This window comes from Hymenobacter sp. HD11105 (assembly GCF_054051685.1).
In genome coordinates, this window is the sequence record NZ_JBSWBR010000003.1 from 122324 (window position 1) to 147853 (window position 25530).

The following is a 25530-nucleotide window of genomic DNA, read 5'->3' on the forward strand; positions in this document are numbered from 1 at the left end:
GCGCGGAATGCTCTGCATGACGGTCGAATACTTTTCATTTAGTAAGATTCTGGAATACTTGCTCTAGGGACTGCTCTTCCTGCCGAAGTCCCAGCAGCACCCACCCTTCTTGGGCCGCGAGGCGCGAAATTGCCCCCCGGACATCGGCGCCGGCTGTAGCTCGAATGTGCACCATGTTCTGGGGAGCAATTTCGACGCTGGTCACGCCAGATAAAGCGCGCAGCGGTGTTGGGTCAATTGCCTGCTCGAACTCAGCACGAATGAGCGTGTCGCCAGCAGCGCGGGCGCCTAGGTCGCTTACAGAGCTGTCGGCTACAAGCTGCCCCCGATTGATAATAACCACGCGACTGCACAGCGCCGTTACCTCGGGCAAAATATGAGTAGAGAATATCACCGTTTTGTCTTCGCCCAGCTCACGAATAAGCGTTCGAATCTCGCCAATCTGGTTGGGATCCAAGCCAGTAGTAGGCTCGTCGAGGATAAGCACGCCAGGGTCGTGAATGAGCGCCTGCGCCAGGCCTACTCGCTGGCGGTAGCCTTTCGACAGCGCTCCGATTTGCTTATTCTGTTCGCGGCCTAGTCCTACCCTATCCACCATGGCGGCCACCCGGCGGCGGCGGTCGCTTCCCTTCAGTCCGTGCACCGAGCCAATAAATTCGAGGTACTCGTGCACGTACATATCCAGGTACAGCGGGTTATGCTCGGGCAAGTAGCCTACCTGTCGGCGCACCTCCAGCGGTTCGGTCAGCACATCGTGGCCGGCTATGCGCACAGTGCCGGCGCTGGGGGGCAAATATCCGGTCGCAATCTTCATGGTTGTGGACTTGCCAGCGCCATTTGGTCCCAGAAAGCCCAAAATCTCACCCTTGCCCACCGTAAATGAAATATCATTCACGGCTGCCTGGGTACCGAATGTTTTAGTTAAATGCTGTATTTCAACCATGTATGGTTATCATTTCACGCAAAAAGGCTGCTTCTGATCTGCGCGTAGTCAGAGGCAAAACTCTTACTTCTTTGGCTGCAAAGGCCGCATTTCTACGTCTACGATGTGGAAGTTGAAAGGCGTTTGCAGCGCATAGATGATGGTGTCGGCAATGTCCTGGGGCTGCATCATATGCTCATTGGCATCGGTGCCGGGAATATCGTCGAAGAAGTTCGTTTGAACGGAGCCCGGATATAGGCAGGTTACCTTGATGCCATCGTTGCGCACTTCTTTAAATAAAGATTGTGAAAAGCCCCGCACCGCAAACTTGGAAGCGCAGTAGCCGGCCATTTTCTCAATGCCCGTAGTGCCAGCGATGGACGAAATATTAACGATATGACCCAACTGCTGGCGTTTCATGGCGGGTAGCACGGCTTGGCAGCAGTAAAACGTGCCGTGCACATTCGTATCAAACATAGTATGCCAGTCGTCGGCTGAAAAGCCATCGACGGGGCCAGCAATGCCTAGGCCAGCGTTGTTGACGAGCACGTGCACATCGGGCCCAAGCTTTAGAATAGTTTGGGCGAAAGCAGCCTGCACCGAGAGTTGCTTGCGCACATCGCACTCAAAAAAATGGAAGTGTTCGTGGTTGAGGTCGGTGGGCTTGGTACGGCCCCAGCCAGCTACAATGGCGCCCTTAGCCAGCAGAGCCTCGGCCGTAGCTCGGCCAATCCCTTTGCTGACGCCCGTCAGAATAGCTACCTTGCCAGTCAGATCCATAGTTTGGTGATGTTGCGAGTGAATAGTTGGATGCAAGTTAGCTGCCCTAAGCGGGTTTTGCGCAGTTGGTTCGTAATGCTGGTGTTGACGCCCTGGCTAGCCGGCTGCGCCAAAGACCACGAAGGCGACTGTTTTAAGAGTACCGGCAGCATCGTAACGGAGCGCCGGGTGCTGCCGCCGTTTCAGGACTTGGCTACCTACACCAATGTCGATGTGACTTTGGTGCAGGAAGAAGGTCTGACGGAGCCATACGCCGAGGTGCGAGCCGGCAAGAATCTGCAGGAAGATATTGAGCTGAAAGTAGAGAACGGTCGGCTGACAGTCCGCAATACCAGCCGCTGCAACTGGGTGCGCCGTTATAATACGCCCCGTGAGGTAACGCTGCACATACCTACCATCCGCGATGTAGCGCTGCTGGGAGCAGGTAATATTCGTACAGCGGGCAACTTCCGCACCGGCACCGTATTCTTCCATTTGGTAGGCGCTGGCGACTACGACCTTGACATGACCAGTGAAACTATGTATCTGGATATGTACGAGCTAGGCGATGTGCGCTTGCGCGGTGCGGCCGAGGAACTAAGCCTGATCGTAGGCGGGCTAGGTACGTTGCGCGCCTCGGAGCTGCAAACGCAGCGCTGCTTTTTTGAGCTTACCCGCAACAGCGATGGTAGCGCTTACGTGCAGGCCACCGACGTAGTAGGCGGCTTGCACGCAGGCACAGGCACTTTATATTACAGCGGTACTTCCAACACGGATATTAAATTGACTGGCAAGGGCAAGGTCGTCAAGCTTGACTAAGTGCGTCCTCTTCCTAAACCATTAAATATCACCTAGCTGCGGCCGAATCAGCAACTCCTCTACCACGGCTTGTGGCGACAAGGAATAGGCGCCAAAAATGGCTTCAGCTACATCTTCCGCTTTGATAAAGCGCTCGGGGGGTAAATTGGCGCCCTCCCAACTAGCGGTAAGCGTGGCGCCGGGCAACACGGCAGTTACTCGAATACCTTGTTCTTTAAGCTCTTCACGCAGGGCTTTAGTTAGGCCCAGCAGGGCAAATTTGGCAACACTATAAGCCCCGCCGCTTGGGTAAGCGCGCAGACTGGCCACTGAGCACATCGTGAAAATATGCCCCCCAGGCTCCGCCAGCATGCTTGGCATCAAAGCGCGAGTCACATCATAAGTACTGTAGAGGTTCACATCAATCATATGGCGCAGCACCGATCCATCCTCGGTATCATCCTGTAGCCGACCAGGCGTAAAGGCGCCAGTATTATTAACCAACACTTCGATTTTGCCCCCCAGACCTAGCACAAAATCGGTGAAGCGGCGCGTGTTGGCTGGCTGACTAAGATCGGCGGGTAAAGTGTGCAGCTCGCTGCCAGGAACTTCGCGCGCTAGATCGGTTGTAAGAGTAGTCAGATCGTCGGCCGAGCGGGCGCAGGTTACCACGGCAAAGCCTGCTTGCGCAAAACGCATGACCACGGCCCGCCCGATTCCCTTTGTTCCGCCAGTCACAATGATATATTTTTTCATTCCTTTACTTGTTGAGTTCGTTTTTACGTAGGGTTATCAAACACGGGCCGGCCGTTTGCTAGCCAAGCTGTTTGAACCGCAAGTTCCTCTATTTCTCCCTTCCCTCTCCCGCTATATGGTCAAAAACTTCGGCGAGTTTCTGCTTTTCATTCAAAGTATGGTCACGCGGACCGAGCGCCTCAAAACGCTCTGGCAGCGCACCCTAGAGGAGGCCGTAATCATTGGCTACGACTCGGTTTTCATCGTCGCCATTGTCAGTGCATTTATTGGGGCTGTTACGTGCGTCCAGATTTCCTATAACCTGGTTAGCCCGCTCATCCCCAAAGCAACTATTGGCTTTATGGTACGCGAGATGACTATTCTAGAGCTAGCGCCGACCATCACCAGCATTGTGCTGGCCGGTAAAGTAGGCTCCAGCATTGCGGGTGGCCTGGGCACAATGCGCATCACCGAGCAGGTGGCCGCTTTAGAAGTAATGGGCATCAACTCGGCCTCTTACCTAGTGCTACCGCGTATTGTGGCTGCTATTCTAATGTTTCCGCTGCTAGTAATTTTGGCTATGGCGCTTTCTATTTTGGGCGGGTATTTAGCAGGTACGCTCACCGGCGCTATTTCAGCCCAAGAATACATCGAAGGTCTGCGCATGGATTTTATTCCATATAACATCACCTTCGCCTTGATTAAATCAGTTGTATTTGCCTTCCTAGTGTCCGCTATTTCATCCTATAAAGGCTACTTCACCACGGGCGGAGCATTGGAAGTAGGTGCAGCCAGCACAGGAGCCGTGAACAACTCTATCATTGCTATTCTGATAGCTGACTTTGTGTTAGCAGCGGTGCTTCTGTAAATTATACGGCTGAATGGCAGAAGCTTAAATGGCGATTATTCCGGCACTTTATTGAACGAACAACCATTTAACCATCAGCCATTTAGCCAACTAAAAATCAGCCATTCACTCTTATGATTGAAATTCATAACGTCCAGAAATCCTTTAATGGCAATCAGGTGCTGAAGGGTATCACCTGCACGTTCGAGACCGGCAAGTGTAACCTGTTGCTAGGTGGCTCGGGTACCGGTAAAAGCGTACTGCTGCAATGTATTGTGGGTTTGATGCAGCCTGATATTGGCAGTATTACTTACGATGGCAGCGTGTTCACCAATAATAAGGTGCAGATCAGGCAAGAAATTCGCCGCAAAATCGGGATGCTGTTTCAAGGCTCGGCTTTGTTCGACTCGATGACGGTATATGAGAACATCGAGTTTCCGCTGAAAATGCTCACGCCCGATATGACGAAGGAAGAGCGCCGTGACCGGGTAGAGTTCTGCCTGAAGCGTGTAGGTCTCGAAAATGCCGGCAATAAAATGCCCGCCGAAATCAGCGGCGGCATGAAGAAGCGCGTAGGTATTGCCCGCGCCATTGCTCCCAACTGTACCTACCTCTTCTGCGACGAGCCTAACTCCGGCCTCGACCCGCTCACCAGCCTCAAGATCGACGAACTGATTCACGAAATCACGCACGAGTATAACATCACTACCGCCATCATTACCCACGATATGAATTCGGTGGTGGAAATTGGTGACCACATCATCTTCCTGCACAAAGGCCAGAAGCTGTGGGATGGCACAAAAGAGGAAATTCTGAACGCCCAAGTGCCGGAGCTTAAAGAATTCATCTTCAGCAGCAGCCTGGTGCGTGCCGCCAAGAAAGTGGACGACGAGTCGGAAGGTGGCCTCGCTGCAATTACCGACAGCACGGAAAGCGCAACCTCCGCACCCTAATTTGAAAATTCTTCACAAAGAAAAAGCCCCCCAGATGTAATCTGGGGGGCTTTTTGCTCGTTATAATGCTTGATTACGCAAGCTTACCAGATGAGCCAAGTGGTGCCGACCGTGCCAAGCGTACATAGCTAGTGCCTGCTCGAGCGTAAAGTCCCGCTGAGTGCCAGGATGGTAAAATGTCCGTTGCCATTGCGCTTCTGTTAGGTGCTGAAGGAGCACGGTCCAGCGAGTGTGTAGTGCTTCCAGCAGCGTCAGCGACACGGTGATAGGCGTAGCCTCCACGTCAGGTAGCTCAGCCCAGGCTTGCTCATCGTAGGGGCGTACGGTTGGATTTTCCTCTGTTAGTGCTAAACGAAAACGTGTATAGCTATTCAGGTGAGAGTCGGCGAGGTGGTGAATAACCTGCCAGCCAGTCCAGCCGCCGGGCCGATAGGGCTTGAGTAGTAACTCGCCGCCTATTTTCCGCGCTACGGCTGTTACCTGAGCAGGCAGCTCCGCAATTTGTTGAATCAGGGTAACACGCTCGGCAGCCGAAAGCGGACCGGTAGGCAAGGTAGCTTGTCCAATAGGATAGCGAAGGTCGGAACTGGGGAGCATTTTGGTCGACTTTAAGACAGCGGATAAGCCACAAAAAAAGCCTTCCCCGCAAGGAAGGCTTTCTTTTCAAAACAACCAAGAATGCTATCCGTTGCGTTTGTTTAGCTCATCACGGATTTTGGCAGCCTTCTCATAATCTTCTTTTTCCAGCGCCTGAGCCAGCATCTTTGTCAGCTCGTCCAGCGAAACCTGACCGCTTGGGTCGCGAGGGCTGGGCGTGGACGCTGGCGTGTTGCCGCTGTCGTCGTCATCATCGTCCTCATCATCGTCGTCCGAAGCATCTTCAGCGCCTTCGTCGAGGTCGCTCAGGATAATGCCGGCTTCGCTCAGCACACTCTCAACGGTGAAAATTGGCACCCCGAAACGCAAGCCGATGGCAATGGCATCGCTGGGGCGGGCATCGATTTCAAAGGTCGTGGCACCATCAGAGCACACAATTTTGGAGTAGAATACTCCTTCCTTCAAATCCGAAATCAATACTTCGATAATGGCCACGTGCACATGCTCGGCAAACGACTTAAACAAATCGTGCGTGAGCGGGCGGTTGGGGCTGATTTTTTCTATCTGAATCGCAATACTCTGCGCCTCAAACATGCCAATAATAATGGGCAAACGTCGGTTGCCGGTTTTTTCGCCCAGAATAAGAGCGAACGAACCCGATTGGGATTGGCTGGATGACAGGCCGAGGATTTCGAGCTGAATTTTCTTCACAAGCGACTAAGCTATGTTGTAAGTGTGCTAAGGTGCTGATGTACCAAAAAGGAACTGATTATGAAACAAAAGCTGAACTGCATTTACAATCTAGCTTACTGCTAATCAATTCCTTAGGCACTAATTCAACTCTTTAACGGCCTGAGTTAGTTTTGGTAGTACGTCAAACACGTCACCTACGATGCCATAATCGGCAGCTTTAAAGAACGGAGCTTCCGGATCTTTATTGATGACAACGATGACTTTTGACGAGTTTACACCGGCCAAGTGCTGGATAGCACCCGAAATACCACAGGCAATGTACAAGTTTGGCGACACCGTGATACCCGTCTGACCAACGTGCTCATGGTGAGGGCGCCAATCGACGTCGGATACTGGCTTCGAGCAAGCCGTGGCGGCGCCAAGGGCTTTGGCCAAATCCTCGATCAGATTCCAGTTTTCGGGACCTTTCATGCCACGGCCACCAGATACTACTTTATCGGCTTCGGGCAGCAAGATGCCACCAGCCTGCTCCTGCATAATTACTTGCTTGGGCGCATCGGCGAAGTCAGCGTCGGTGAGCTGAGCGGAGAACTGTTCCACGGTGGCGGTTTGGCCAGCGTTGTGCAGGGGCTCCATCGAGTTCTTCTTCACAGCAATAATCTTCCGCTCGCCGCTTAACACAACATCGGAGAAAGCTTTACCGGAGAAAGCACCGCGTTTTACTACAAATTGCCCCCCATCGGTTTTGGGAAGCTCAACTACGTTAGTAGCCAAGCTAGCTTGCAAGCGCACCGACAAGCGTGAACCGACGGCAGCGCCAATGTTAGAATTAGCCAGTACAATAATCTGAGCACCTTCCTGCTGAGCCGCTGTAGCGATCAACTTAGTATAAGCGCTATTTACGAAATCCTTAAGGCGGGGCTCATTGTCATACAGCACTTTGCTGATGCCCTGCTCGCCAAGCGTAGCAAGGTTTGCTTCGGTAGCCTCTCCTACGGCGACAGCCGTAGCTGTGGTGCCGAGCATCTGGGCTACCTGGCTCCCGTAAGAAGCCACTTCAAGCGAGGACTTTTTCACCTCACCATTATCACATTCAACTACAACTAGAACAGACATATTCTTTCAATTAACAATTGACAATGAACAATTAACAGTTTCAGACCAATAACAATGCACAGCCACTCGACAATCTTTAAGCGGCTATTTATGCACTGTTAATTGATCATTGTTAATTGACTCTAAATGACCTTGGCTTCGTTGCGCAGAAGCTTGATCAGGTCGCCGGCCGATTCGGCGGGAATGAGCTTTACTCCTTGTTTCTTGGGGGGCAAAGCGTACTCAGTTACTTGGGTACGGGGTGCTTCGCCGGTGGGCTCTACTACTTTCAGAGGCTTGGTGCGGGCCGTCATGATGCCGCGCATGTTGGGGATGCGAGGCTCGCACATGGGCTCCTGACACGAAACCACAAAGGGGCCAGTTACTTCCACGATTTCTTTGCCGCCTTCAATTTCCCGCTCAATGGTGGCCGTTGTGCCTTCCACGTCAAGCTTCATAGCAGGCGCTACAGTCGGGATGCCGAGCAGCTCGCCTACCATGCCATGTACCTGAAAACCATTGTAATCAATGCTTTCCTTGCCCATCAGGATAATATCGTAACTGCCTTCCTTGGCGATGCTAGCGATTTGCTGAGCTACGAAGAAGGCATCGGTGGGCTTCGCGTTCACGCGGATGGCGTCGTCGGCGCCGATGGCTAGGGCCTTGCGGATATTGGGCTCGGTATCGGCTTCGCCTACGTTGAGCACCGTCACGGTACCGCCGAGTTTTTCTTTCAACTCAATGGCGCGGGTGAGGGCATATTCATCCCAAGGATTAATCACAAACTGCACCCCAGCCTTGTTCAACTCCTTATTATCAGGAGTAAAGGTGATTTTGGTGGTCGTGTCGGGCACGTTGCTGATACAAACGAGAAACTTCATCGAAGGTGCTTATATGGACAGATAACTACGGGAAAGCCCCTAATTTCGGGCGAAGATACAGAAAACTCCTGCCCTATGGAAACCTCACCCAGCCGTTTACAGCAACTCCTCGCCTTCTACGCCGACGACCCAAACGATGCCTTTACGATCTATGCGCTGGCCACTGAATACCGGGCGACAGAACCGTTGTTGGCACTGAAATATTACCAAACGCTACTGGATGAACACCCTGACTACGTGGGTACTTATTACCACGCCGGCAAGCTGCTAGAGCAACTAGAAAAGCCGGAAGAGGCGGAAAAGGTTTACCGCCGCGGGTTGCAAGTAAGCCGTAAAGCTGGACAGATGCATGCCGCCAGCGAGCTGCAACAAGCTCTCAATCAGCTGCTCGGCCTAGATTACGAGGACGAATAAGCGAAGCTGCTCGACTTTATAAACTGCGCATTAGGTTGCGGGCAGCTTCCACGGCCGCACGGGCATTGGGGGCGTATGCATCGGCCCCAATGGCGCGCCACAGTGAGGGGTCGGCGTTAAAGGGCTCACCCCCTACCATTACAAAGATGCGGTCGGCGCCGGGTGTTTCGTGCTTAGCACTGATAAGCTGGCGCAAGATGCCCACATGGTGAGTCATGGAGGCGCCTATCACCAGCATATTGGCCTGGAACCCGGTTATTGCCTTCCAAATGCCTTCGGTTGGCGTATTGGCTCCTAAAAAATAGGGAGTCCAGCCATCAAATTCTAGAAAGTCGGAAACCATGCGCACGGGCAGGCTATGCAAGTCGCCGGACACGGTGGTAGCTACAAACCGAAACCCATTGGGCTCATTTGCTTTCAGGTAAGAATGCAGCGTAGCCATGGCTAGCTCAGTAGCAGCGGTACAGTAGTGCTCTTGCGCCACGCTGATCTGGCCTTGGTGCCAGCGTGAGCCTACCTCCCACTGTACGGGCATAAAAACATGCTCGTATAACAAGCGAATATCGGTGCCACGCTTGGCTTCCTGCCGCAGCAAGCTAATGGCCTCCGTACGATTCCCGGCCAACAGATTTTTTAGGTATGCGTCGGCTAATTCTTTAAAGGGTGCATCCTCTGAAACCGGAATTGGCCGAGCCGGCTCTGGTACAGTTAAAGGCTGTTCCAAATCTTTGAAAGCCGCATTCAAATAGCCGGCGGCGGCAATGTATTCGCCAATGGGCAGGCGCTGCGCCAAAACTTGCTTGAGGGCAGCCAGCTGTTGAGCAAGTTCTACGTCGTGGGCGGGGTCGGTTGGCTGGCGACGGGCGTGCACTAAGTGCGCCTCAAACAGACCAGCGCTATTCATCAAAACGGCATTAGCTAAAGCATTCAAATGGCTCTGCAGCTCCGCTTCCAAAGTCTTTTTCTCCCCCGTTTGGCAATAAGTCGCCGTAGGTGCTAGCTGACAATATAGCGCTGCCGCCTCTTCTGTTATATTATCCGCTTGCTGATGGATAGCCTCGACCGTACGTTGTTGCTTTAAATTCATTCTATTCACCTCTTGGCTGGCGCTCAATGGCGGCTCAGCGTCCTAGCCCAAACACTAGTTATTCTTCCGTAACGGCCTTTGGTCTTTTGCTCCCGTTTACTCTGAACTGCGTAGGCTTGTTTCGTTATTTTGCCTTAATATCTAGCCACTTCGGAGAAAAATCAACCGCTGTATTTAGTATAGAATTAAGGCTATGAGTTCGTTTGAAACGGCAAATTTAGAAGCTTACCTTATTATTATAAAACATATAAAACAGCATTAGGTACCCGCAATAGGTATTAAGCGAGCTCTACTCGTTCGCTGCCCAACACTTACTCTAGTTGCCCAGACGCACAGTCAGTGCTCAGATGTAGAAGTAGCACTGAACTTTCTCGGCAGCCCCGGTGTCCCCTGGGACATGCGTAAAACCGCCATATTCAGCACTGGGGGGCTTTTACTAGCCTTGGTAGCTCCTGCCAGCTTGGTAGCTCAAACCACCGACCCCACCGAAAACGACAACGCACCCTTTGTGCGCAATATCCGCCCCGACCGACCTGGCCGCACCATCACCACCAGTATGCTATCCTTCGGGCAGATACAGCTCGACGCAGGTACTAATCGTTGGGAGCCTGCTCCGGGAAGCACCTTTGGCTCCCGCCGCACCTTGTCGTCGGCTACTCTTCGGATTGGTTTGCCTAATCACATCGAACTGGCCCTGACTCAGGGCTACCTCCACCCTACTAGCAGCCGCGCTACACCTGCGCCGAGTGAGCTAGGGGGCAATTTTGAAGTGCCTACCCCACCATCGGTGGCCTTGCCCAACGGTTTTGCCCCGCTGACTATTGGCGCTAAGTTTTTGGCTTCCACTGTGCCAAACGCCCGTTCTCAAGTGGTGCTATTGGGTGAGCTAACGTTGCGCAATGGCGATGCTTCCTACCTGAATAAGGTGATAGAGCCCGGTGCTCGTCTGCTGGTCTCGCAGCAAATAGGCAAGCGCTATGGCCTAGAAGCTAATTTGGGTTTTCGCCAACGCGGATTCAAAGCAGCAGACACCAAGCTAGGCACTTACCTGGGTACATTGGCGCTCAATGGGCCGCTGGGGGGCAATTTTGGCTTCTTCGCCGAAACCTACACTACTTGGCAACGCGACACTAAGCTTCTACCCGGCGGCACGGCCGGCCTGTACTGGCGTCCTTTGCCCAACCTACGCCTTGACTTGAACGCTGGGCAAGGTTTCACAAAAGCTGCCGATGGCTTGTCGGTGGGAGCTGGTTTGAGCGTGCGACTGCCGAAATAATATCGCTAGTCTAACCCTTTAGCGGCGCGGAGCAAGCTCAGAATTAAGCAAAACACCGGGGCCGACTAAACACTATGTTTAGTCGGCCCCGGTGTTTCATGGTGGTAGCGGTTATCTACTACGGACGTTGCCCTACACTGGCGGGCTCAATGCGCGTAGGCGTTTGCTCGCCCGACACAATGCCCGTGGCGCTGCGTGCAATGGCGGTAATGATAGCCGTCATATTGGTCAGGTTCAGGCTTTCAACCTCATCATCTACGGAGTGATACAGCTTATCATCTGGAATCTGGTCGCTGCTGATGGTGTGGGCCGGTACGCCCAGGCGAGCTAGGGTGGCGTTGTCGGAGCGATAGAACAGGTTTTGCTCGGGGTACGGGTCAGGCTCGAAGCGGAAGGGCGTGCCGGCTAGGTTTTGCTGGAGCAGCTTACCGAAGTCGGAGCGCTCGTAGCCGGTGATAAAGGCGGTCTGGGGGCCAAATTTGGCTTCCTTGCCAATCATTTCGATGTTGAACATGGCTACCACTTTCTGCGGATCAATCTGCTCAGAAAAGTACTTTGAGCCAAAGCCGCCAATTTCTTCCGCCGTGAAAGCCACGAACACCAGCGTCCGCTGATTCTTCTTTTTCTTCTTGAAATGCTCGGCCAAGGCTACTACCGCTGTTGTGCCGCTAGCATCATCATCGGCGCCGTTGGCAATAGAGTCGCCGGCCACGGCAGGCAGTATGCCGATATGGTCGTAGTGCCCCGAGAACACCACCATCTCGGCAGCGCGGGCTTTGTCTTTGGCCTTACCCGGCAGCACGCCGACCACGTTGCGCAGTTCTACCTTCTTGATAGAAGTAGCGGCCGAAGCTGTGAATTTCACGGGCGTAGCGGGTGCGGCAGCTAATACGAATAAGCTGGTATAGGGCTTTGGCTCTTCACCCCGCATGCTGCTGTGGCTCATATAGCCCACTAGCTGCTTGAACCGCTGGGCGTGAGCGGGATCAACCAAAACTAAGGTATTGGCTGCAGGCTGCAGCAAAGCGCCCATTTCCTGCCGCACGTTGGCCTGAGGACCAATAACCACGACTTGCGGTGGGGAAGCATCCTCACTGGTCCAAGTCAGCGTGGGCACCCCCGAAACGGCTAGTACGTTTTCGGACGCTATGGCAGTACCATTTAGTGTGACGCTGGTAGCGCCAGTTCGCACTTCATAGGCCGGAAATACCTGCTCATAGGTGGTCAGACCCGGCATTTTTTCCAACCCAATCCGGTCAAACTCGGCGGCCAGAAACTTCGCCGCTTGTAAGCCGCCTGGCTGCCCAGATGCCCGGCCCATCATGTCGTCGGCCGCCAAGGTGCGAATAACGCGTTCAACAGTAGCCTGCTTGATAGCAGGACCCTGCTTTTTTTGTGCTTCAACCAGTTGGCTTGTGCAGGCCAAGCCAATAATCAGGACAAGTTTTTTCATGGCTCAAGGTATGCATTTTGCCGTATGAGAAACGCAGATTTTGCCCCCACGTCATTCATAGCAACTTATAATGCTTCGCCATTTCTTGCTTTTACTGCCTTTTCTGCTTCTGGGTGCGTGCCAGAACAGCAAGAACACCACTCCTGCCGCTAGCCTACGCAACACGCGTTGGGTCCTCCGGACCTTGGCTACCACTCCCATTACCACACCCGAAAACAGTCAGGAAATCTATCTGCAATTCGACCCTACCACCGATCAAGTAGCAGGCTTCGCAGGCTGCAACCGCTTCTTTGGCCGCTTCGAGCAGTCAACGCCAACCACGTTGCGCCTGCTCGGCGTGGGCTCAACCAAAATGTATTGCGAGGCTCGGCAGCAAGTCGAGACAGAGTATCTGAAAGCGCTTCAGGAAGCAACACGCTTTACTATTGAGGGCAACACGCTTCGCTTATATGCAGCCGAGACCGAGGCCGCACCCTTAGCAGTGTTTGAGGCCGTGTATTTGTGACACAAGATTGGTTTATCATCAGGTTGAGTTATTATCAAAAAAGCCCCCCAGAATATTCTGGGGGGCTTTTTTGATAATAACTTACCCTTCTTTACGGGGCAATGCTGGCAAAGTATTTAGCCAGGGAATTAGCGCAATGAAGTCGGCTTCGGAGCGCAGCGGTGGACGCTTCTTTAACTCAGTCTGCAGCTGGGCCGCGTGCTCAGGCAAAGCCGCGATTAGCGACTTTTGGTTGAGCTTGATTGGCTGCAGCCTACCATCAGCAGTGCGTACAAAGTAATCAGTTTGGTCTATTAGCTCGTCGTAGCGTCGATCGGCGCTATAGGGGCTACTATAATTGGCTTTCTGCAATGTTTTGCGTTGCAGCTTGAGCAGGCTATAATTGCCGGGCACTAGCACCTCAAAATACTCACGCCGCAGGCCTGGGTCGGGAGCATCGTAGAAGCGCTGGAAATTGCGGGGTTCAGATTTAGTTGGGTCAAGCAGCGCGAAACCTTCGATTTTGTTCATATCCAAGTACATAGAATCCTTGGAAGGGCGCAACATTAAAAGTAGCCGCTGAGCAGCATCATATTTTAGCTTTACCTCTGGCGCTTGCGCCTTATTAGCGAGCTGCAACTTACCCGGCACCCATGCACGCACTAAATAGGGCGTGCCGCGCACGCCTTCGTAGCGGTTGTCAAAGCGAACAAAAGCTGAGCCGTCTACTAGTGCTTGTATGTTTTCTTGGGCAGCATTGCCTGAAGCTACAACCGTGCTTTGCCCCTGAGCCTGTGCTTGCAGGCTCGCGAAAACACCAAGGGTAATAATGAAAATTCGAGTAGGGTTCATAAAAGGGAAAAAGGCCAAACTATAAGCACTATTGTCTCAAAATATAGGCATTTTAAGTACAAAAGCTAGCCTAGCGTCAGCACTAAGTCATCCGCGTTTACCAATGTTCCTTCGCCCAGGTGCAGGCTTTGCACGGTAGCATCATCGGGAGCGGTGATAGTGGTTTCCATCTTCATGGCTTCGATGATAAATAGTGGGGTGTTGCGCTTTACTGCTTCGCCGTCTTTCACCAATACTTTTGACAGCATACCCTGCAAAGGAGCGCCTACCTGGCGCGGGTTGGCTTTATCGATTTTCTGATTGCGCACGGTCTTGACTTCTACCGAGCGGTCGCGCACTTCTAGGTTGCGGGTCTGGCCATTGAAGGAGAAGAACACGGTGCGGTTGCCGTCGTCGTTCACGTTGCCGACCGAGCGCAGTTTTACAATCACCGATTTGCCGCGGGCAATGTCGATAATGGTTTCCTCGCCGGGCTTGAGGCCATAGAAAAACACGCGCGTCGGAATCAGCGACACGTCGCCGAATTGCTGCACATAGGTCCAATACTGCTCGAATACTTTGGGGTAGAGCAGGTAGGATAGCAGGTCGGTGAACTTGGTCTGGGGGCCAAATTTGGCTTGAAACGCTTCCCATTCCTTGTCGAAATCGATGGGCGCTAGATGCTCATTGGGTCGGTCGGTGAAAGGCTTTTCGTCCTTGAGAATCAGCTTTTGCAAATCCTCCGGCCAGCCGCCTTCCGGCTGCCCAATGTCGCCGCGGAACAAGCTCTGCACCGACTCCGGAAAATTCAGGCTTTCCCCTTTTTCCAGCACATCCTGGGTTGTCAGGTTATTGGTAACTAGATACAACGCCATGTCACCGACCACTTTCGATGAGGGCGTCACCTTTACGATGTCGCCAAACAGCTGATTAACATCAGCGAAGGTTTGCTTAACCTGCTCGAACTTGTCGCCTAGGCCCAGGGCCGCCGCCTGGGGCCGCAGGTTGGAATATTGCCCCCCAGGAATCTCGTGCTGAAACACTTCTGACGTGCCGGCCTTCAAGCCCGACTCAAACGGGTAATAATACTCGCGCACCGTTTCCCAATAGTTGGAGAACTCATTCAAACTTCGCTGATCGAACTCACGATGGCGGGGCGTACCGCGCAGCATCTCCACAATAGAATTGAAGTTAGGCTGCGACGTGAGGCCCGATAAAGAGCCCAGCGCCACGTCAATTACGTCTACGCCTGCTTCCACAGCCTTTAGATAAGTTGCTGCTTGTAAAGAAGATGTATCGTGGGTATGCAGGTGAATAGGCAAGCTGATAGTATCGCGCAAACCCTGAATCAGCTCGGTGGCGGCATAGGGCTTGAGCAGGCCAGCCATATCCTTGATGCATAGAATATGGGCACCAGCGTCTTCTATTTGCTTGGCTAGGCGCAGGTAATAATCGAGGTTGTACTTGGTGCGCTTGGGGTCGAGAATGTCACCGGTGTAGCAGATGCTAGCCTCGGCCAAACCCTGGGTTTTGTTACGCACAAACCCAATGCACGACTCCATGCCGGGCATCCAGTTCAAGGAGTCGAAGATGCGGAAGATGTCCACGCCCGTTTCCCAGGCCTGCTGCACAAAACGCTCGGTGAGGTTATCTGGGTAGGCCTTATAACCCACGCCATTTGCCCCCCGGATGAGCATTTGCAGCAAAATATTCGGCACCGCGGCTCTAATTTTGGCCAATCTCTCCCAAGGGTCTTCGTGCAGGAAGCGCAGGGTCACGTCGAAGGTAGCGCCGCCCCATACTTCCATAGAGAAGGTTTGTGGGTGCATCTTAGCGTAACGCTCTGCCACTTTCAGTAGGTCGAAAGTGCGCATGCGCGTGGCCAGCAAACTTTGGTGAGCGTCGCGGAACGTGGTGTCGCAGTAGTGAATAGGCTTATCGGCCCGCAGCCACTGGGCGAAACCTTCGGGGCCTAGCTCCGTGAGCTTGTCTTTGGTGCCGGGTTGGTGCGGCTCGGTAATGTTAGCAAACGGAATTTTAGGCTTGCGCAGGTCCCGGCTCGGGTCAATTAGGTTTTTAACATCGGGGTTGCCGTTTACCACCACATCGCCGATGTAAGCTAGCACTTTCGTGCCGCGGTCTTGGCGGGGCTTGTATTGAAATAGTTCGGGGTGGTCTTTAATGAAGTCCACGTTGGCATTGCCGCTCACAAACTCGGGATTAGCAATGATATTTTGCAGAAACTGAATGTTGGTCCGCACTCCCCGGATGCGGAATTCATCTAGGGTACGCGCCATTTTTTGGGCCGCGCCTTCCAGCGTAGGCGCGTGGGCCGACACTTTAACTAGCAGTGAATCGAAGAAAGGCGACACCTTCACGCCCTGATACACCGAGCCTTGGTCGAGGCGTATACCGAAGCCGCCTGCCGAACGGTAGGCGACGATAGTACCATAATCAGGCTTAAAGTCGTTCTCGGGGTCTTCGGTGGTGATTCGGCACTGAATAGCAAAGCCGGTTTTGAGCGGTTTGCCCCCCGGCTCCAAGCCTATCTCTGGGGATGAGAGCTTGTAGCCATCGGCGATGTACAACTGGGTTTTGATCAGGTCGATGCCCGTAATCATCTCCGTTACGGTGTGCTCCACCTGAATGCGTGGATTGACTTCAATAAAGTAGATGCGGTCCTGCTCAGGATTAACCAAGAACTCTACCGTGCCCACGTTATTGTAATTCACGGCCCGACCCAGCCGCAGAGCGTACTCATATAATAAGTGTCGCTGATGATCTGCCAGATCCAGCGAGGGAGCTACTTCAACTACCTTCTGGAAACGGCGCTGCACGGAACAGTCGCGCTCGTAGAGGTGGACTATGTTGCCGTGGTTATCGGCCACCAACTGCACTTCAATGTGCTTGGGCCGCTCCACAAACTTTTCCAGAAATACGGTGTCGTCGCCGAAGGCTTTTAGGGCCTCGTTGCGTGCCTCAAAGAAGCCTTTTTCCAGCTCATCATCCGTCCTGATTACCCGCATGCCGCGTCCGCCGCCACCGGAGGCCGCTTTCAGCATAACTGGGTAGCCAATGCGGTGCGCCTCGCTTAGCGCCACTTCTAGATCCGTCAGATCGGCCTCGCTGCTTTCAATAATGGGCACTTGGCACTGCAGAGCCACGCGCTTGGCGGCCACTTTGTCGCCGAGAGCTTCCATCACTTCCGGCCGGGGCCCCACGAATATTATCCCTTCTTGCTGGCAGCGCCGTGCCAACGTCGCATTCTCCGCCAAAAAGCCGTAACCGGGGTGAATAGCATCGGCTCCGTTTTCCTTAGCAGTGCGCAGAATACCCTCAATATCCAGATATGGCTTCAGAGGGTCATCGTCGCGGCCAATCTGGTAAGCCTCGTCGGCTTTGTAGCGGTGCAGGGAGTACCGATCCTCGTAAGTGTACACGGCCACCGTTGGGATTCCCAACTCAGTAGCAGCGCGTAGCACGCGGATAGCAATTTCACCACGGTTGGCAACGAGTAGCTTTTTGATATTCATAGTTTGGGACGTAAATGGGAGCGAGAAGTGGAATTGGGACGAAGCTAAGTAAATGCACGGCAAGCTAAACAGGCCGCCAGCGAATTTTTGCTAATTGACCCTTATTCGCAATAATAGCATAGTAAGTTATTTTATTCTTACAGCGTCTGGGTAAGATAGTATCTGTCAATTATAAAGCAGCCTATATTACTTCCAAAAAAGAAAGCCCTGACTTTCCTGGGATGCAGGTAAGTCAGGGCTTTCTCGTAATTGGGGAGCTTTTTACTTGGCTTGCCGCACCGAGCTGGCGCCGCTGGAGCTATTGCTTACTACACGGGCGTTGCCTTTGTAGCGAATATCGCTAGCCCCGGAGGCGCTGGCCATTACTTCACCATCTACCGACACGTAAGCTTCGCTGGCCCCAGAGGCCTGAATATTGGCACTTCTGCTTTGGAGAGAATACGCTTGATACTCACTGCCCCCACTCACGCTTACCTTTTGATGGTCGGCTTGGCCGGAAAGCTTGATGTCGCTGGCACCAGAGCAGCTCACGTCCAAGGATTTAGCGCGCACACTCATTGTGATATCGCTGGCACCGCTGGACTGGAGCTTGAAGTTGTCAGTGGTGAAGGCTGATTCACCCCGCACATTAGAAGCACCACTCACCGTCACAGATTTTAATCGCGGACAGGTGATGTAGACGTTGACTTTTCCGTCTTTATTATCCCCTACTAGGTCGCGCCAGCTAAAGTCCTTGTCGCGGTAAATCTTGAGCACGCCATTGTCTACCTCCGTCTTCAAGTATTTCAGAGATTCTTCCCTTGCCTCCACTACTACCGACGTTTCGTTGCCTTGTCGTAGAAACACGTTTACGGCACCACTTGCGCTTACTCCGTCGAAGTTGCCCGGTTTGCGGGTTTGCTTGGTTTGGGCAAAGACCGATATATGGAGCATAGACGCTACCAAAATGAGGAAAAGGGCTTTCAGCTGAGTCGACATTTTCATTGTGGTGAAAGGTTAGTGAGTAATTGATTTGGTAGATGGATGGAGGATAAGAAGGGTTGCTTAATGTTAGAGAATATAGTGATTTTGGTTTAGAGTGGATACCAAGCCGACGCATTTTGCGAGCAATTAGTTAAAGAGTAAATATTTTTTATTTGCCTGACCCTGCTTGCAACCTTGCGTGGCGCCCCTGACTCTTCCTTATGCGCCAACTGATAGTTGCTTTTTATGAAACCAGATTTTGCTCGTTCTTTTTTGTGGCTAGGAGTGGCTTTTGTGCTCAGTAGCTGCGCAAAAGATTCAGACCCCAGCGCCCAAAGCGAACTAATAAACACTCGCTGGATGCTGGAGCAAGTAGAAAATATACCCATTATGGTATCCAGTCACTCCGAGGACTACAAGTCTTACCTCGAGTTTTCCGCCACCGGCAACCAGACCCGTGGCTTGGCGGGTTGCGACGAAATTGAGGGGCAGTATTCGCTGGTGAATAGCACTCGGCAGCTCACTTTCTCCCAGCTTTCGGTAAAGCCCGGAAACTGCGGTGGCCCTATCATGGCGGCTCGTTACATACAGCAGCTTCCTCAAGTCACGCGCTATGAGTTGGAAGGTGCCATTCTACGCTTGTACGATGCCCAGGGGGCAAATCCTAAGCTGACATTCAGAGCATCTAAGTAATTACTGTATAGATTTTTATTTTATCCACTTTATTAATAGACAGGCAATTATTACCGTTACTTATGCTAATCAGGCCGGTGGAAGGTGCGCTTCCGCCGGCCTGATTTTTTGTTACTTCTGATGGTGCCCGTGACAGTTTTTACCTAGCAATTAGGAATGGATTAGAGATGTCACGCTCGACGCCTTAACGGTATTAGCGAATCGGCTATCTACACTCATTGAGCCTTCATTATTGGGGCAGCGCAAACCTTGGCCGCTTGGTTCAGTTGTGAAGGAACCCTTCTACCCTGAACCAACTTCATGAATTTCGCCCAAAAGAACATTCTGATCGTCGGTGCCTCGTCGGGCATCGGGCTGGCTACGGCCAAACTGCTGCACGGCCTGGGAGCCCAGCTGTTCACGGCTTCGCGTCATTTGTCGCCCGAGCTGGCCGAGTTGCAAACCACCCACCTAGAGCTCGACGCTACCCAGCCCCTCGCTCCCACCGCCTTTGACGCCCTACCCGATACGCTGCACGGCTTTGTGTATTGCCCCGGCAGCATCAAGCTGCGGCCCTTCGAGCGGATTCCGCTGGATGACTTTCGCAGTGATTTTGAGCTGAATGTGATGGGTGCTGTGCAGTTGCTCCAGCCCCTGATGAAGCGCCTGAAAAAAGCCGAGGGCGCGTCGGTGGTGCTGTTTAGTACCGTGGCCGCCACTACCGGCATGAGCTTTCACGCCAGCATTGCCACCGCCAAAGCCGCCCTCGAAGGTCTCACCCGCGCCCTAGCTGCCGAATTTGCCCCCCAGAACGTCCGCGTCAACGCCGTAGCGCCCTCCCTGACCAACACGCCGCTGGCAGCGGCCTTATTAAACACACCCGAGAAGGCCGAAGGCGGCGCCAAGCGTCACCCCTTGCAGCGCATCGGCCAGCCCGAGGATCTGGCTTACATGGCGTCCTTCCTGCTCTCCGACCACAGCAGCTTTATCACAGGTCAAACAATGCCCGTTGATGGCGGCATGGGGCGGTTGAAATAGTGTAGTTAATGGTGAGTATGCCGTTCATACATTCAACTGCGTATTCTCATAAGTCACGCGCTTAGACTCAGCCAGCACATCCCTTTCGTCACTCCCCGCTTCGCAAACTCACCATTTAACAACCTCACCTTTCCCGATGAAAATCACGCTTTTCTGGCATCGTCGCGATATTCGTTTGCATGATAATGCAGGGTTGGCTGCTGCTCTCCAAAGTGGCTATCCAGTAGTCCCGCTATTCATATACGACCGCGAAATCCTGGATTTGCTCCCCAGCCGCCGCGATGCGCGCGTTACGTTTATTTATCAGCAAGTGGAGCGCATCGCGGCTAAGACGGAGACAGCGGGGGGCAATTTTCTGGCTATTTATGGCCGTCCGCTAGAGGTGTTTGAGCAATTACTGAGTCAACACGAGGTGGCGGCTGTGTACACCAACGAAGACTACGAACCCTACGCCAAGGAGCGCGACTCGGCCGTAGCAGAACTTTGCCAGCGCCACGGCACGGAGTTTCGGGCATTCAAAGACCAGGTAATTTTCGCCAAAAACGAGTTGCTTACTAAGTCGGGCACGGTACCGAAAGTGTTTGGCTCGTATCAGAAAGCGTGGCTGGCGGCCTTGCGCGATGACCATTTGCAGGCGTATCCATCGGCCGAGCTGTTGCGCGCCGAGAACCTGTACCGCTGGCCCGAGGTGCCCAAGCGCCCCACCTTGGAAGAAATGGGGTTTCAAATGTTTGAGCAGTTTGTGCCCGCCGCCGAGCTGCCCGATGAAGCCTTAGTACGGGACTATCACTTAACCCGCAACCAGCCCGGCCTCATCAATAGCAGCACCCGCCGCTCAGTGCACCTGCGTTTCGGCACACTGAGCGTCCGGGAGCTGATGCGACAGGCCAAAGAGCTGAACCCTAAGCTCTTAGCTGAGCTGATCTGGCGCGACTTCTTTATGATGCTGCTCTGGCATTACCCCTTCACGGCCACCGAAAGCTACGATCCCAAGCTGCGCCGCGTGCCTTATCGCAACAACGAACAAGAGTTCAAAGCCTGGTGTGAAGGCCGCACGGGCTACCCGCTCGTCGATGCGGGAATGCGGGAAATGAACGCAACAGGCTACATGCCCAATCGAGCCCGTATTGCCACCGCTGGCTTCCTGGTTAAGCACCTGCTTATCGACTGGCGCTGGGGCGACAAGTATTTTTCCGACAAGCTTCTCGACTACGACATGGCTCAGAACGTGGGCAACTGGCAGTGGATGGCTGGTACCGGAGCCGTGGCCGCGCCATGGTTTCGGGTGTACAGTCCTGAAAGTCAGCAAAAACAGTACGATCCGTCGTTTGCGTACGTGTGGCAATGGGTACCCGAATTTGGCACCTGTGATTATCCCAAACCGATTGTAGAACACAAGTTTGCGCGGGAGCGGGCTATTGAGACGTTGCGCGCGGCTTACCGACAGGCCGAGTAATTTCGGCTCGCGCCACTTGCCGCCTGCACATCAACTTTACTTGGTCTACAACTGTTGTACTAGCACTATGGAAAATACGGAAAAGGACCGCATCAAGCAGGCTTACCTGACTTACGTGCTAGATAAAAATAGGCCTCCAGCTTCGGTGTTTAAGCTTACCAAACGGCTGAACATCCCTGAGGAAACTTTCTACCGCTATTACCCCAATTTTGACGCTGTAGACCGCGAGATTTGGGCTGATTTTGGCCGACAAGCTCGTGAAAAAGCAGCATTGGAACCTGTATGGCAGGAGTACGGTGCTCGCGAAAAGCTGCTGGCATTTTACTACACCTTGCTCGAAATCCTGAAGCAAAACCGCAGCTACGCCCTTATAGCGCTGCGCCGTTCTATGCCGAATATGCCAGGTATCACGCCCCGGGTGCTCGACGATTTTCGTAGCGAGTTCATCATGTTTGTGGAAAGCTTACTGCGCGATGGTCGCCGTACTGAAGAAATTGCCCCCCGACGCTTCGTGCAGGATAGCTACCCGCGCCTTTTCTGGACGCAGGCGCTGTTTGTCCTGACCTTTTTTGCTAAGGATGAAAGCTTGAACTTCGACCGCACCGATGCGGCCGTAGAAAAAGCCGTCACGCTCAGCTTCGACTTAGTCGGCCGCAATTCATTTGATTCGGCCCTCGATCTGACGCGGTTTCTATTGCATAAGCGGCGCTAATGGCAGAGTCAGTAGATAATTTGCCCCCCAGCCCTTCGCTGGCGGAAGAAAGCGCGCCTGGCCGTCAACTCGATTCGCTGCCGACGACCAAAGTGGCTCGGGCAGCGCGTTTTGCCAAATCGGGGCTGAAAGTGGGCGCCAACTACGTGAAGCATTACGCCCGTCGCTCGGTGGGCGCAACCAGCAGCGAGGCCGACCTGCATGCCGCCAACGCCGCCGAACTGTACGGCACGCTGAGCGAGATGAAAGGCTCGGTGCTGAAAGTGGCCCAAATGCTGGCGCTGGAAAAGAAGTTTTTGCCCCCCGCCTACGCCGATCAGTTTGCTCAAGCCCAATACCAGACGCCCCCGCTTTCCGCACCTCTGATTATCAAGACGTTCCGCGATGCGTTTGGCAAGTCGCCGTTTGAGCTGTTTGCCGAATTTGATGTTAACGCCCGGCAAGCCGCCAGCATCGGGCAGGTACATTATGCGTTGTCGCACGACGAAAAACGCCCCCTAGCGGTGAAGGTGCAGTACCCCGGCGTGGCCGACAGTATTCGCTCGGACATTCGGCTGGTGAAGCCCATTGCTTTGCGTGTGATGGGCCTCGATGAAGCGCAGGTGCGACCTTATTTGGAGGAAGTAGAGACGCGCCTGCTCGAAGAAACCGACTACAAGCTGGAACTACGGCGCGGGACCGAAATAGCGGCAAGCTGTGCCCATCTGCCCCGTCTGGAGTTTGCCCGCTACTACCCCGAGCTATCTTCGTCCCGCATCTTGACGATGGATTGGCTGCAAGGCCAGCACTTGAAGGAGTTTTTGCTCACCGAACCCAGCCAGGAAGTTCGCAACCAGCTAGGGCAGGCGATGTGGGATTTTTATATGTATCAGCTGAACACGCTGCTGCGAGTGCACGCCGATCCGCACCCCGGCAACTTCTTGCTGCGCGAAGAGAATAGCGGGACCGTGGGCGTGCTGGACTTCGGCTGTATAAAGGAAATTCCGGCCGATGTGCACCGGCTTTTCAACGCCTTGTTGGCGCCCGAAACCTTAGCCGACGAAGCCCGCCTCACCGCCTTACTCGACGAAACCGGCATCCTCCGCCCCACCGATACCGCCGAGCGCCGCGCTCTGTATGTGCGCACCCTGCACGCGTCACTGGAGTTAGTTGGTCGTCCCTTTCGGGAGGACACTTTCGATTTTGGCGACCCGGCTTACATGGCCTCGCTGTATGCCCTGGGCGACGATTTGATGCAGGAGCCCGAGTTGCGTCAACAGCGCGAGCCGCGCGGCTCCGAGCATTTCATTTACCTCAACCGCACCTACGTGGGCCTGTACGCCTTGCTAACGGAGCTTGGAGCTCACATTCGCACTAAATAAATCCGAGTGGTGCCACGACGGCAAAACGGGTTTTGGTGCTACCGTGCGCCACCTGCTTGGCTCTCGCTAAAACTATATTCGGCGCCTCTGGTTAATGCGTCCTGACTAAGCACTGATTCGTGTAGCAACATGAATTTAGAGCTTGGTCAGGACGCATTCACTTTCTTCCACCTATTTCCATGAAAAAATTCTGGACTCTCTGCGCCGCGCTGCTTAGCGTGGTTACCGCGGCTTCGGCCCAAACTACGGCTATGAGCTGCTGCGCCAAGCCAGCCGTAGCCACCGAAACTTTCGCTTTGCTCGCCTCCAACACCGATTTTTCGGGTGGCCACGATGCCCCGCTGCCATATTCGTATCAGGGCGAAGGCGCGATGGTACAGTTTAAAACTGCAGATGGCCAAATAGGTCAGGGCTTTGAAATCAAAAGCGCCACGCCTTCCAAAAAGTACCTATTCGTAATTCACGAGTGGTGGGGCCTGAATGACTACATCAAGAAGGAAGCCGCCACGTTTGCCCGCGACTTGCCGGGCGTCAACATCATTGCGCTGGACTTGTATGACGGCCAAGTAGCTACCACGCCCGACGAAGCCGGCAAATACATGCAAGCCGTGAAGACGGAGCGGGCGCAGAATATCATTCGCGGCGCCATGCAGTACGCGGGTCAGGATGCGCAGTTTGCTTCCGTAGGCTGGTGCTTCGGTGGCGGCTGGTCGTTGCAGACGGCTTTGCTGGCTGGCCCCAAGGCCGTGGGCTGTGTGATGTATTATGGCATGCCCGAGAAAGATGTAGCCAAGCTCAAAACCTTAAATACGGACGTGCTAGGCATATTTGCCAGCGAAGACAAGTGGATTAACCCCGAAGTAGTGGCCCAGTTCCAGAAGGATATGGCCGCTGCCAAGAAGAAGGTAACCATCAAGAGCTACACCGCCGACCACGCGTTTGCCAACCCGTCGAACCCTAAGTATAACAAGCAATTTGCCGCCGATGCCCACGCTGCCGCCGTGGCTTATCTGCGCAAAAACTTCAAGTTGAAGTCGTAGTTTATTTTGCAAAAAAGCCCCCTGGATGCATCTCCGGGGGGCTTTTTTGTGTAAGCTTTGGTGGGACGGGGCAAAAGGATACCAGCCAACTTTTCGGCGAAAGTTGCGAGTCGGGTTAGGCCGGCTTCAGTTGCCAACTATCGGCGAGCAAGGCCGCCATTTCCGCCACGCTAGCCGTGAGCTGCTCCCAGGAGTTGAGCACGAAGTATTGTTCCTGAAACCGCTCCTCGGAGTAAGGCGTGTCGAGCACCTTCGAAAGCTCGAAGGCGTGGCGGGCGGTTTCGTCGTGCACGCAGTGGTGGATTTCGCCAGCCGAGGATAACAAACCGGCCCCGTAGATGCGCGGCTGCCCGTCTTCCTGCACCAATCCAAACTGGACCGTGAAGCCATACAACCGCCGCAGCCGCACCAAAGCCGGGGCATCGTGGCGGTGCTGACGACCTACGATGCCCAGAAAGTGTAGAAAGTCGGCGAAGGCGGAGTCGGTGAGCAAAGGCGCGTGGCCGAATACGTCATGAAACAAGTCGGGCGTCTTCACGAAGTCGAACTGCTCCATGGCCCGCAACCGCGTAACAGCCGGAAACTTACGCTCGGCCAGTAATGCAAAGAACGTAGCATCGTCAACCGCCTCAGGCACAGACACCAATTCCCAGTTAGTATAGGATTGAAGCTGCTTACTTACCGCGTCAAAACGTGGAATAGCGGTACGCTGAAAGTCGAGGCGAGTGAGGCCCGCTCCAAAAGCGGAGGCTGCCCGCTTGTGTAGCAGAGCCGTCTGGCGGTCGAATAATACCTTCCAAACGAGCTGGTCCTGGGTTGTGTACTGGTCGTAGGCTTGCTCAAACATAGCTGTAGATTGGTATAGGGCACAAAAAAAGCCCGACTCTTGACGGAGTCGGGCTTGAGGTTTTCGGGGTTGGAGGTGGTTAC

25 protein-coding genes are annotated in these 25530 nt (G+C 53.7%); 12 read left to right on the forward strand and 13 right to left on the reverse strand.

Annotated features, from left to right (window positions below):
- Nucleotides 1-34 precede the first annotated feature (34 nt).
- Together gldA and ACW9KT_RS11285 are read right to left on the reverse strand one after the other, a co-directional pair.
- Nucleotides 35-943: a gliding motility-associated ABC transporter ATP-binding subunit GldA gene (gene gldA, locus ACW9KT_RS11280; RefSeq protein ID WP_457080385.1), complete on the reverse strand. Its 909-nt coding sequence runs from the start codon at nt 941-943 to the stop codon at nt 35-37.
- A gap of 63 nt (nt 944-1006) precedes the next feature.
- Nucleotides 1007-1702, reverse strand: a complete 696-nt coding sequence (locus ACW9KT_RS11285; RefSeq protein WP_457080386.1) for an SDR family oxidoreductase — start codon at nt 1700-1702, stop codon at nt 1007-1009.
- 57 nt (nt 1703-1759) lie between these two features.
- Here ACW9KT_RS11285 and ACW9KT_RS11290 point away from each other — a divergent pair, with 57 nt between their 5' ends.
- Nucleotides 1760-2500, forward strand: a complete 741-nt coding sequence (locus tag ACW9KT_RS11290; RefSeq protein WP_457080388.1) for a GIN domain-containing protein — start codon at nt 1760-1762, stop codon at nt 2498-2500.
- Nucleotides 2501-2521: 21 nt separating this feature from the next.
- Here ACW9KT_RS11290 and ACW9KT_RS11295 read toward each other — a convergent pair whose 3' ends face one another.
- Nucleotides 2522-3235 carry an SDR family oxidoreductase gene (locus tag ACW9KT_RS11295; protein ID WP_457080390.1) on the reverse strand — a complete coding sequence of 238 codons (714 nt, stop codon included), beginning with the start codon at nt 3233-3235 and terminating at the stop codon, nt 2522-2524.
- 115 nt (nt 3236-3350) lie between these two features.
- On the opposite strand from ACW9KT_RS11295, the gene ACW9KT_RS11300 reads away from it, so the two are divergent.
- Together ACW9KT_RS11300 and ACW9KT_RS11305 are read left to right on the forward strand one after the other, a co-directional pair.
- Nucleotides 3351-4082: an MlaE family ABC transporter permease gene (locus ACW9KT_RS11300; RefSeq protein WP_457080392.1), complete on the forward strand. Its 732-nt coding sequence runs from the start codon at nt 3351-3353 to the stop codon at nt 4080-4082.
- Between the two features lie 113 nt (nt 4083-4195).
- On the forward strand, nt 4196-5014 hold the full coding sequence (locus tag ACW9KT_RS11305; RefSeq protein ID WP_457080394.1) for an ABC transporter ATP-binding protein: 819 nt from the start codon (nt 4196-4198) through the stop codon (nt 5012-5014).
- Between the two features lie 60 nt (nt 5015-5074).
- Here ACW9KT_RS11305 and ACW9KT_RS11310 read toward each other — a convergent pair whose 3' ends face one another.
- The 4 genes from ACW9KT_RS11310 to ACW9KT_RS11325 all read right to left on the reverse strand — a co-directional run bounded on the left by ACW9KT_RS11310 (nt 5075) and on the right by ACW9KT_RS11325 (nt 8280).
- On the reverse strand, nt 5075-5611 hold the full coding sequence (locus ACW9KT_RS11310; RefSeq protein WP_457080396.1) for a YfiT family bacillithiol transferase: 537 nt from the start codon (nt 5609-5611) through the stop codon (nt 5075-5077).
- Between the two features lie 84 nt (nt 5612-5695).
- Entirely contained in the window at nt 5696-6322 is a 627-nt protein-coding gene (locus ACW9KT_RS11315) for a bifunctional nuclease domain-containing protein (protein WP_457080398.1), read from the reverse strand.
- Between the two features lie 120 nt (nt 6323-6442).
- Nucleotides 6443-7420, reverse strand: coding sequence for an electron transfer flavoprotein subunit alpha/FixB family protein (locus tag ACW9KT_RS11320; RefSeq protein ID WP_457080400.1), 978 nt, complete (start codon nt 7418-7420; stop codon nt 6443-6445).
- 122 nt (nt 7421-7542) lie between these two features.
- On the reverse strand, nt 7543-8280 hold the full coding sequence (locus tag ACW9KT_RS11325) for an electron transfer flavoprotein subunit beta/FixA family protein (protein WP_457080402.1): 738 nt from the start codon (nt 8278-8280) through the stop codon (nt 7543-7545).
- Nucleotides 8281-8355: 75 nt separating this feature from the next.
- Between ACW9KT_RS11325 and ACW9KT_RS11330 the strand changes: the two genes are divergently transcribed.
- Nucleotides 8356-8694, forward strand: a complete 339-nt coding sequence (locus ACW9KT_RS11330) for a tetratricopeptide repeat protein (protein WP_457080404.1) — start codon at nt 8356-8358, stop codon at nt 8692-8694.
- Between the two features lie 16 nt (nt 8695-8710).
- Here the strand turns inward: ACW9KT_RS11330 and ACW9KT_RS11335 are convergent, their stop codons facing one another.
- Nucleotides 8711-9598: a cobalamin B12-binding domain-containing protein gene (locus ACW9KT_RS11335; protein ID WP_457080406.1), complete on the reverse strand. Its 888-nt coding sequence runs from the start codon at nt 9596-9598 to the stop codon at nt 8711-8713.
- Between the two features lie 580 nt (nt 9599-10178).
- Here ACW9KT_RS11335 and ACW9KT_RS11340 point away from each other — a divergent pair.
- Nucleotides 10179-11057 carry a transporter gene (locus ACW9KT_RS11340; RefSeq protein WP_457080408.1) on the forward strand — a complete coding sequence of 293 codons (879 nt, stop codon included), beginning with the start codon at nt 10179-10181 and terminating at the stop codon, nt 11055-11057.
- A gap of 118 nt (nt 11058-11175) precedes the next feature.
- Here the strand turns inward: ACW9KT_RS11340 and ACW9KT_RS11345 are convergent, their stop codons facing one another.
- Complete coding sequence (locus tag ACW9KT_RS11345; RefSeq protein ID WP_457080410.1) at nt 11176-12510, reverse strand: M20/M25/M40 family metallo-hydrolase; 1335 nt, start codon at nt 12508-12510, stop codon at nt 11176-11178.
- Nucleotides 12511-12580: 70 nt separating this feature from the next.
- Between ACW9KT_RS11345 and ACW9KT_RS11350 the strand changes: the two genes are divergently transcribed.
- Nucleotides 12581-13015: an META domain-containing protein gene (locus tag ACW9KT_RS11350; protein ID WP_457080412.1), complete on the forward strand. Its 435-nt coding sequence runs from the start codon at nt 12581-12583 to the stop codon at nt 13013-13015.
- Nucleotides 13016-13096: 81 nt separating this feature from the next.
- Here the strand turns inward: ACW9KT_RS11350 and ACW9KT_RS11355 are convergent, their stop codons facing one another.
- The 3 genes from ACW9KT_RS11355 to ACW9KT_RS11365 form a co-directional block, all read right to left on the reverse strand.
- Nucleotides 13097-13846 carry a hypothetical protein gene (locus ACW9KT_RS11355; RefSeq protein ID WP_457080414.1) on the reverse strand — a complete coding sequence of 250 codons (750 nt, stop codon included), beginning with the start codon at nt 13844-13846 and terminating at the stop codon, nt 13097-13099.
- Between the two features lie 65 nt (nt 13847-13911).
- Nucleotides 13912-17358, reverse strand: coding sequence for a pyruvate carboxylase (locus ACW9KT_RS11360; protein ID WP_457080416.1), 3447 nt, complete (start codon nt 17356-17358; stop codon nt 13912-13914).
- 261 nt (nt 17359-17619) lie between these two features.
- The gene (locus tag ACW9KT_RS11365; protein WP_457080417.1) at nt 17620-18342 is read right to left on the reverse strand and encodes a head GIN domain-containing protein; all 723 of its coding nucleotides are present in this window, start codon (nt 18340-18342) and stop codon (nt 17620-17622) included.
- 225 nt (nt 18343-18567) lie between these two features.
- Here ACW9KT_RS11365 and ACW9KT_RS11370 point away from each other — a divergent pair, with 225 nt between their 5' ends.
- The 6 genes from ACW9KT_RS11370 to ACW9KT_RS11395 all read left to right on the forward strand — a co-directional run bounded on the left by ACW9KT_RS11370 (nt 18568) and on the right by ACW9KT_RS11395 (nt 24600).
- Entirely contained in the window at nt 18568-19014 is a 447-nt protein-coding gene (locus ACW9KT_RS11370) for an META domain-containing protein (RefSeq protein ID WP_457080419.1), read from the forward strand.
- Nucleotides 19015-19314: 300 nt separating this feature from the next.
- The gene (locus ACW9KT_RS11375; protein ID WP_457080421.1) at nt 19315-20031 is read left to right on the forward strand and encodes an SDR family NAD(P)-dependent oxidoreductase; all 717 of its coding nucleotides are present in this window, start codon (nt 19315-19317) and stop codon (nt 20029-20031) included.
- 136 nt (nt 20032-20167) lie between these two features.
- Entirely contained in the window at nt 20168-21487 is a 1320-nt protein-coding gene (locus tag ACW9KT_RS11380) for a cryptochrome/photolyase family protein (RefSeq protein WP_457080423.1), read from the forward strand.
- A 67-nt stretch (nt 21488-21554) separates the two neighbouring features.
- A complete protein-coding gene (locus tag ACW9KT_RS11385; RefSeq protein ID WP_457080425.1) occupies nt 21555-22199 on the forward strand; it encodes a TetR family transcriptional regulator C-terminal domain-containing protein in 645 nt (214 codons plus the stop codon).
- Nucleotides 22199-23560 (forward strand): ABC1 kinase family protein, encoded by a 1362-nt coding sequence (locus tag ACW9KT_RS11390; RefSeq protein ID WP_457080426.1) that lies wholly within the window; start codon nt 22199-22201, stop codon nt 23558-23560. Before ACW9KT_RS11385 ends, ACW9KT_RS11390 begins: the two co-directional genes overlap by 1 nt.
- 179 nt (nt 23561-23739) lie before the next feature.
- Nucleotides 23740-24600, forward strand: coding sequence for a dienelactone hydrolase family protein (locus ACW9KT_RS11395; protein WP_457080429.1), 861 nt, complete (start codon nt 23740-23742; stop codon nt 24598-24600).
- A 115-nt stretch (nt 24601-24715) separates the two neighbouring features.
- Here the strand turns inward: ACW9KT_RS11395 and ACW9KT_RS11400 are convergent, their stop codons facing one another.
- The gene (locus ACW9KT_RS11400; protein WP_457080431.1) at nt 24716-25447 is read right to left on the reverse strand and encodes a phenylalanine-4-hydroxylase; all 732 of its coding nucleotides are present in this window, start codon (nt 25445-25447) and stop codon (nt 24716-24718) included.
- Between the last annotated feature and the right edge of the window lie 83 nt (nt 25448-25530).

What these genes read in the sequence shown, in the direction of transcription:
- ACW9KT_RS11310 (WP_457080396.1), bottom strand. Translation starts at nt 5,611, where the DNA reads ATGCTCCCCAGTTCCGACCTTCGCTATCCTATTGGACAAGCTACCTTG.
- ACW9KT_RS11355 (WP_457080414.1), bottom strand. Translation starts at nt 13,846, where the DNA reads ATGAACCCTACTCGAATTTTCATTATTACCCTTGGTGTTTTCGCGAGC.
- ACW9KT_RS11400 (WP_457080431.1), bottom strand. Translation starts at nt 25,447, where the DNA reads ATGTTTGAGCAAGCCTACGACCAGTACACAACCCAGGACCAGCTCGTT.
- ACW9KT_RS11320 (WP_457080400.1), bottom strand. Translation starts at nt 7,420, where the DNA reads ATGTCTGTTCTAGTTGTAGTTGAATGTGATAATGGTGAGGTGAAAAAG.
- ACW9KT_RS11365 (WP_457080417.1), bottom strand. Translation starts at nt 18,342, where the DNA reads ATGAAAATGTCGACTCAGCTGAAAGCCCTTTTCCTCATTTTGGTAGCG.
- ACW9KT_RS11385 (WP_457080425.1), top strand. Translation starts at nt 21,555, where the DNA reads ATGGAAAATACGGAAAAGGACCGCATCAAGCAGGCTTACCTGACTTAC.
- ACW9KT_RS11375 (WP_457080421.1), top strand. Translation starts at nt 19,315, where the DNA reads ATGAATTTCGCCCAAAAGAACATTCTGATCGTCGGTGCCTCGTCGGGC.
- ACW9KT_RS11360 (WP_457080416.1), bottom strand. Translation starts at nt 17,358, where the DNA reads ATGAATATCAAAAAGCTACTCGTTGCCAACCGTGGTGAAATTGCTATC.
- ACW9KT_RS11335 (WP_457080406.1), bottom strand. Translation starts at nt 9,598, where the DNA reads ATGAATAGCGCTGGTCTGTTTGAGGCGCACTTAGTGCACGCCCGTCGC.
- ACW9KT_RS11350 (WP_457080412.1), top strand. Translation starts at nt 12,581, where the DNA reads ATGCTTCGCCATTTCTTGCTTTTACTGCCTTTTCTGCTTCTGGGTGCG.
- ACW9KT_RS11325 (WP_457080402.1), bottom strand. Translation starts at nt 8,280, where the DNA reads ATGAAGTTTCTCGTTTGTATCAGCAACGTGCCCGACACGACCACCAAA.
- ACW9KT_RS11330 (WP_457080404.1), top strand. Translation starts at nt 8,356, where the DNA reads ATGGAAACCTCACCCAGCCGTTTACAGCAACTCCTCGCCTTCTACGCC.
- ACW9KT_RS11345 (WP_457080410.1), bottom strand. Translation starts at nt 12,510, where the DNA reads ATGAAAAAACTTGTCCTGATTATTGGCTTGGCCTGCACAAGCCAACTG.
- ACW9KT_RS11285 (WP_457080386.1), bottom strand. Translation starts at nt 1,702, where the DNA reads ATGGATCTGACTGGCAAGGTAGCTATTCTGACGGGCGTCAGCAAAGGG.
- ACW9KT_RS11370 (WP_457080419.1), top strand. Translation starts at nt 18,568, where the DNA reads ATGAAACCAGATTTTGCTCGTTCTTTTTTGTGGCTAGGAGTGGCTTTT.
- ACW9KT_RS11305 (WP_457080394.1), top strand. Translation starts at nt 4,196, where the DNA reads ATGATTGAAATTCATAACGTCCAGAAATCCTTTAATGGCAATCAGGTG.
- ACW9KT_RS11295 (WP_457080390.1), bottom strand. Translation starts at nt 3,235, where the DNA reads ATGAAAAAATATATCATTGTGACTGGCGGAACAAAGGGAATCGGGCGG.
- ACW9KT_RS11395 (WP_457080429.1), top strand. Translation starts at nt 23,740, where the DNA reads ATGAAAAAATTCTGGACTCTCTGCGCCGCGCTGCTTAGCGTGGTTACC.
- ACW9KT_RS11300 (WP_457080392.1), top strand. Translation starts at nt 3,351, where the DNA reads ATGGTCAAAAACTTCGGCGAGTTTCTGCTTTTCATTCAAAGTATGGTC.
- ACW9KT_RS11390 (WP_457080426.1), top strand. Translation starts at nt 22,199, where the DNA reads ATGGCAGAGTCAGTAGATAATTTGCCCCCCAGCCCTTCGCTGGCGGAA.
- ACW9KT_RS11380 (WP_457080423.1), top strand. Translation starts at nt 20,168, where the DNA reads ATGAAAATCACGCTTTTCTGGCATCGTCGCGATATTCGTTTGCATGAT.
- ACW9KT_RS11340 (WP_457080408.1), top strand. Translation starts at nt 10,179, where the DNA reads ATGCGTAAAACCGCCATATTCAGCACTGGGGGGCTTTTACTAGCCTTG.
- gldA (WP_457080385.1), bottom strand. Translation starts at nt 943, where the DNA reads ATGGTTGAAATACAGCATTTAACTAAAACATTCGGTACCCAGGCAGCC.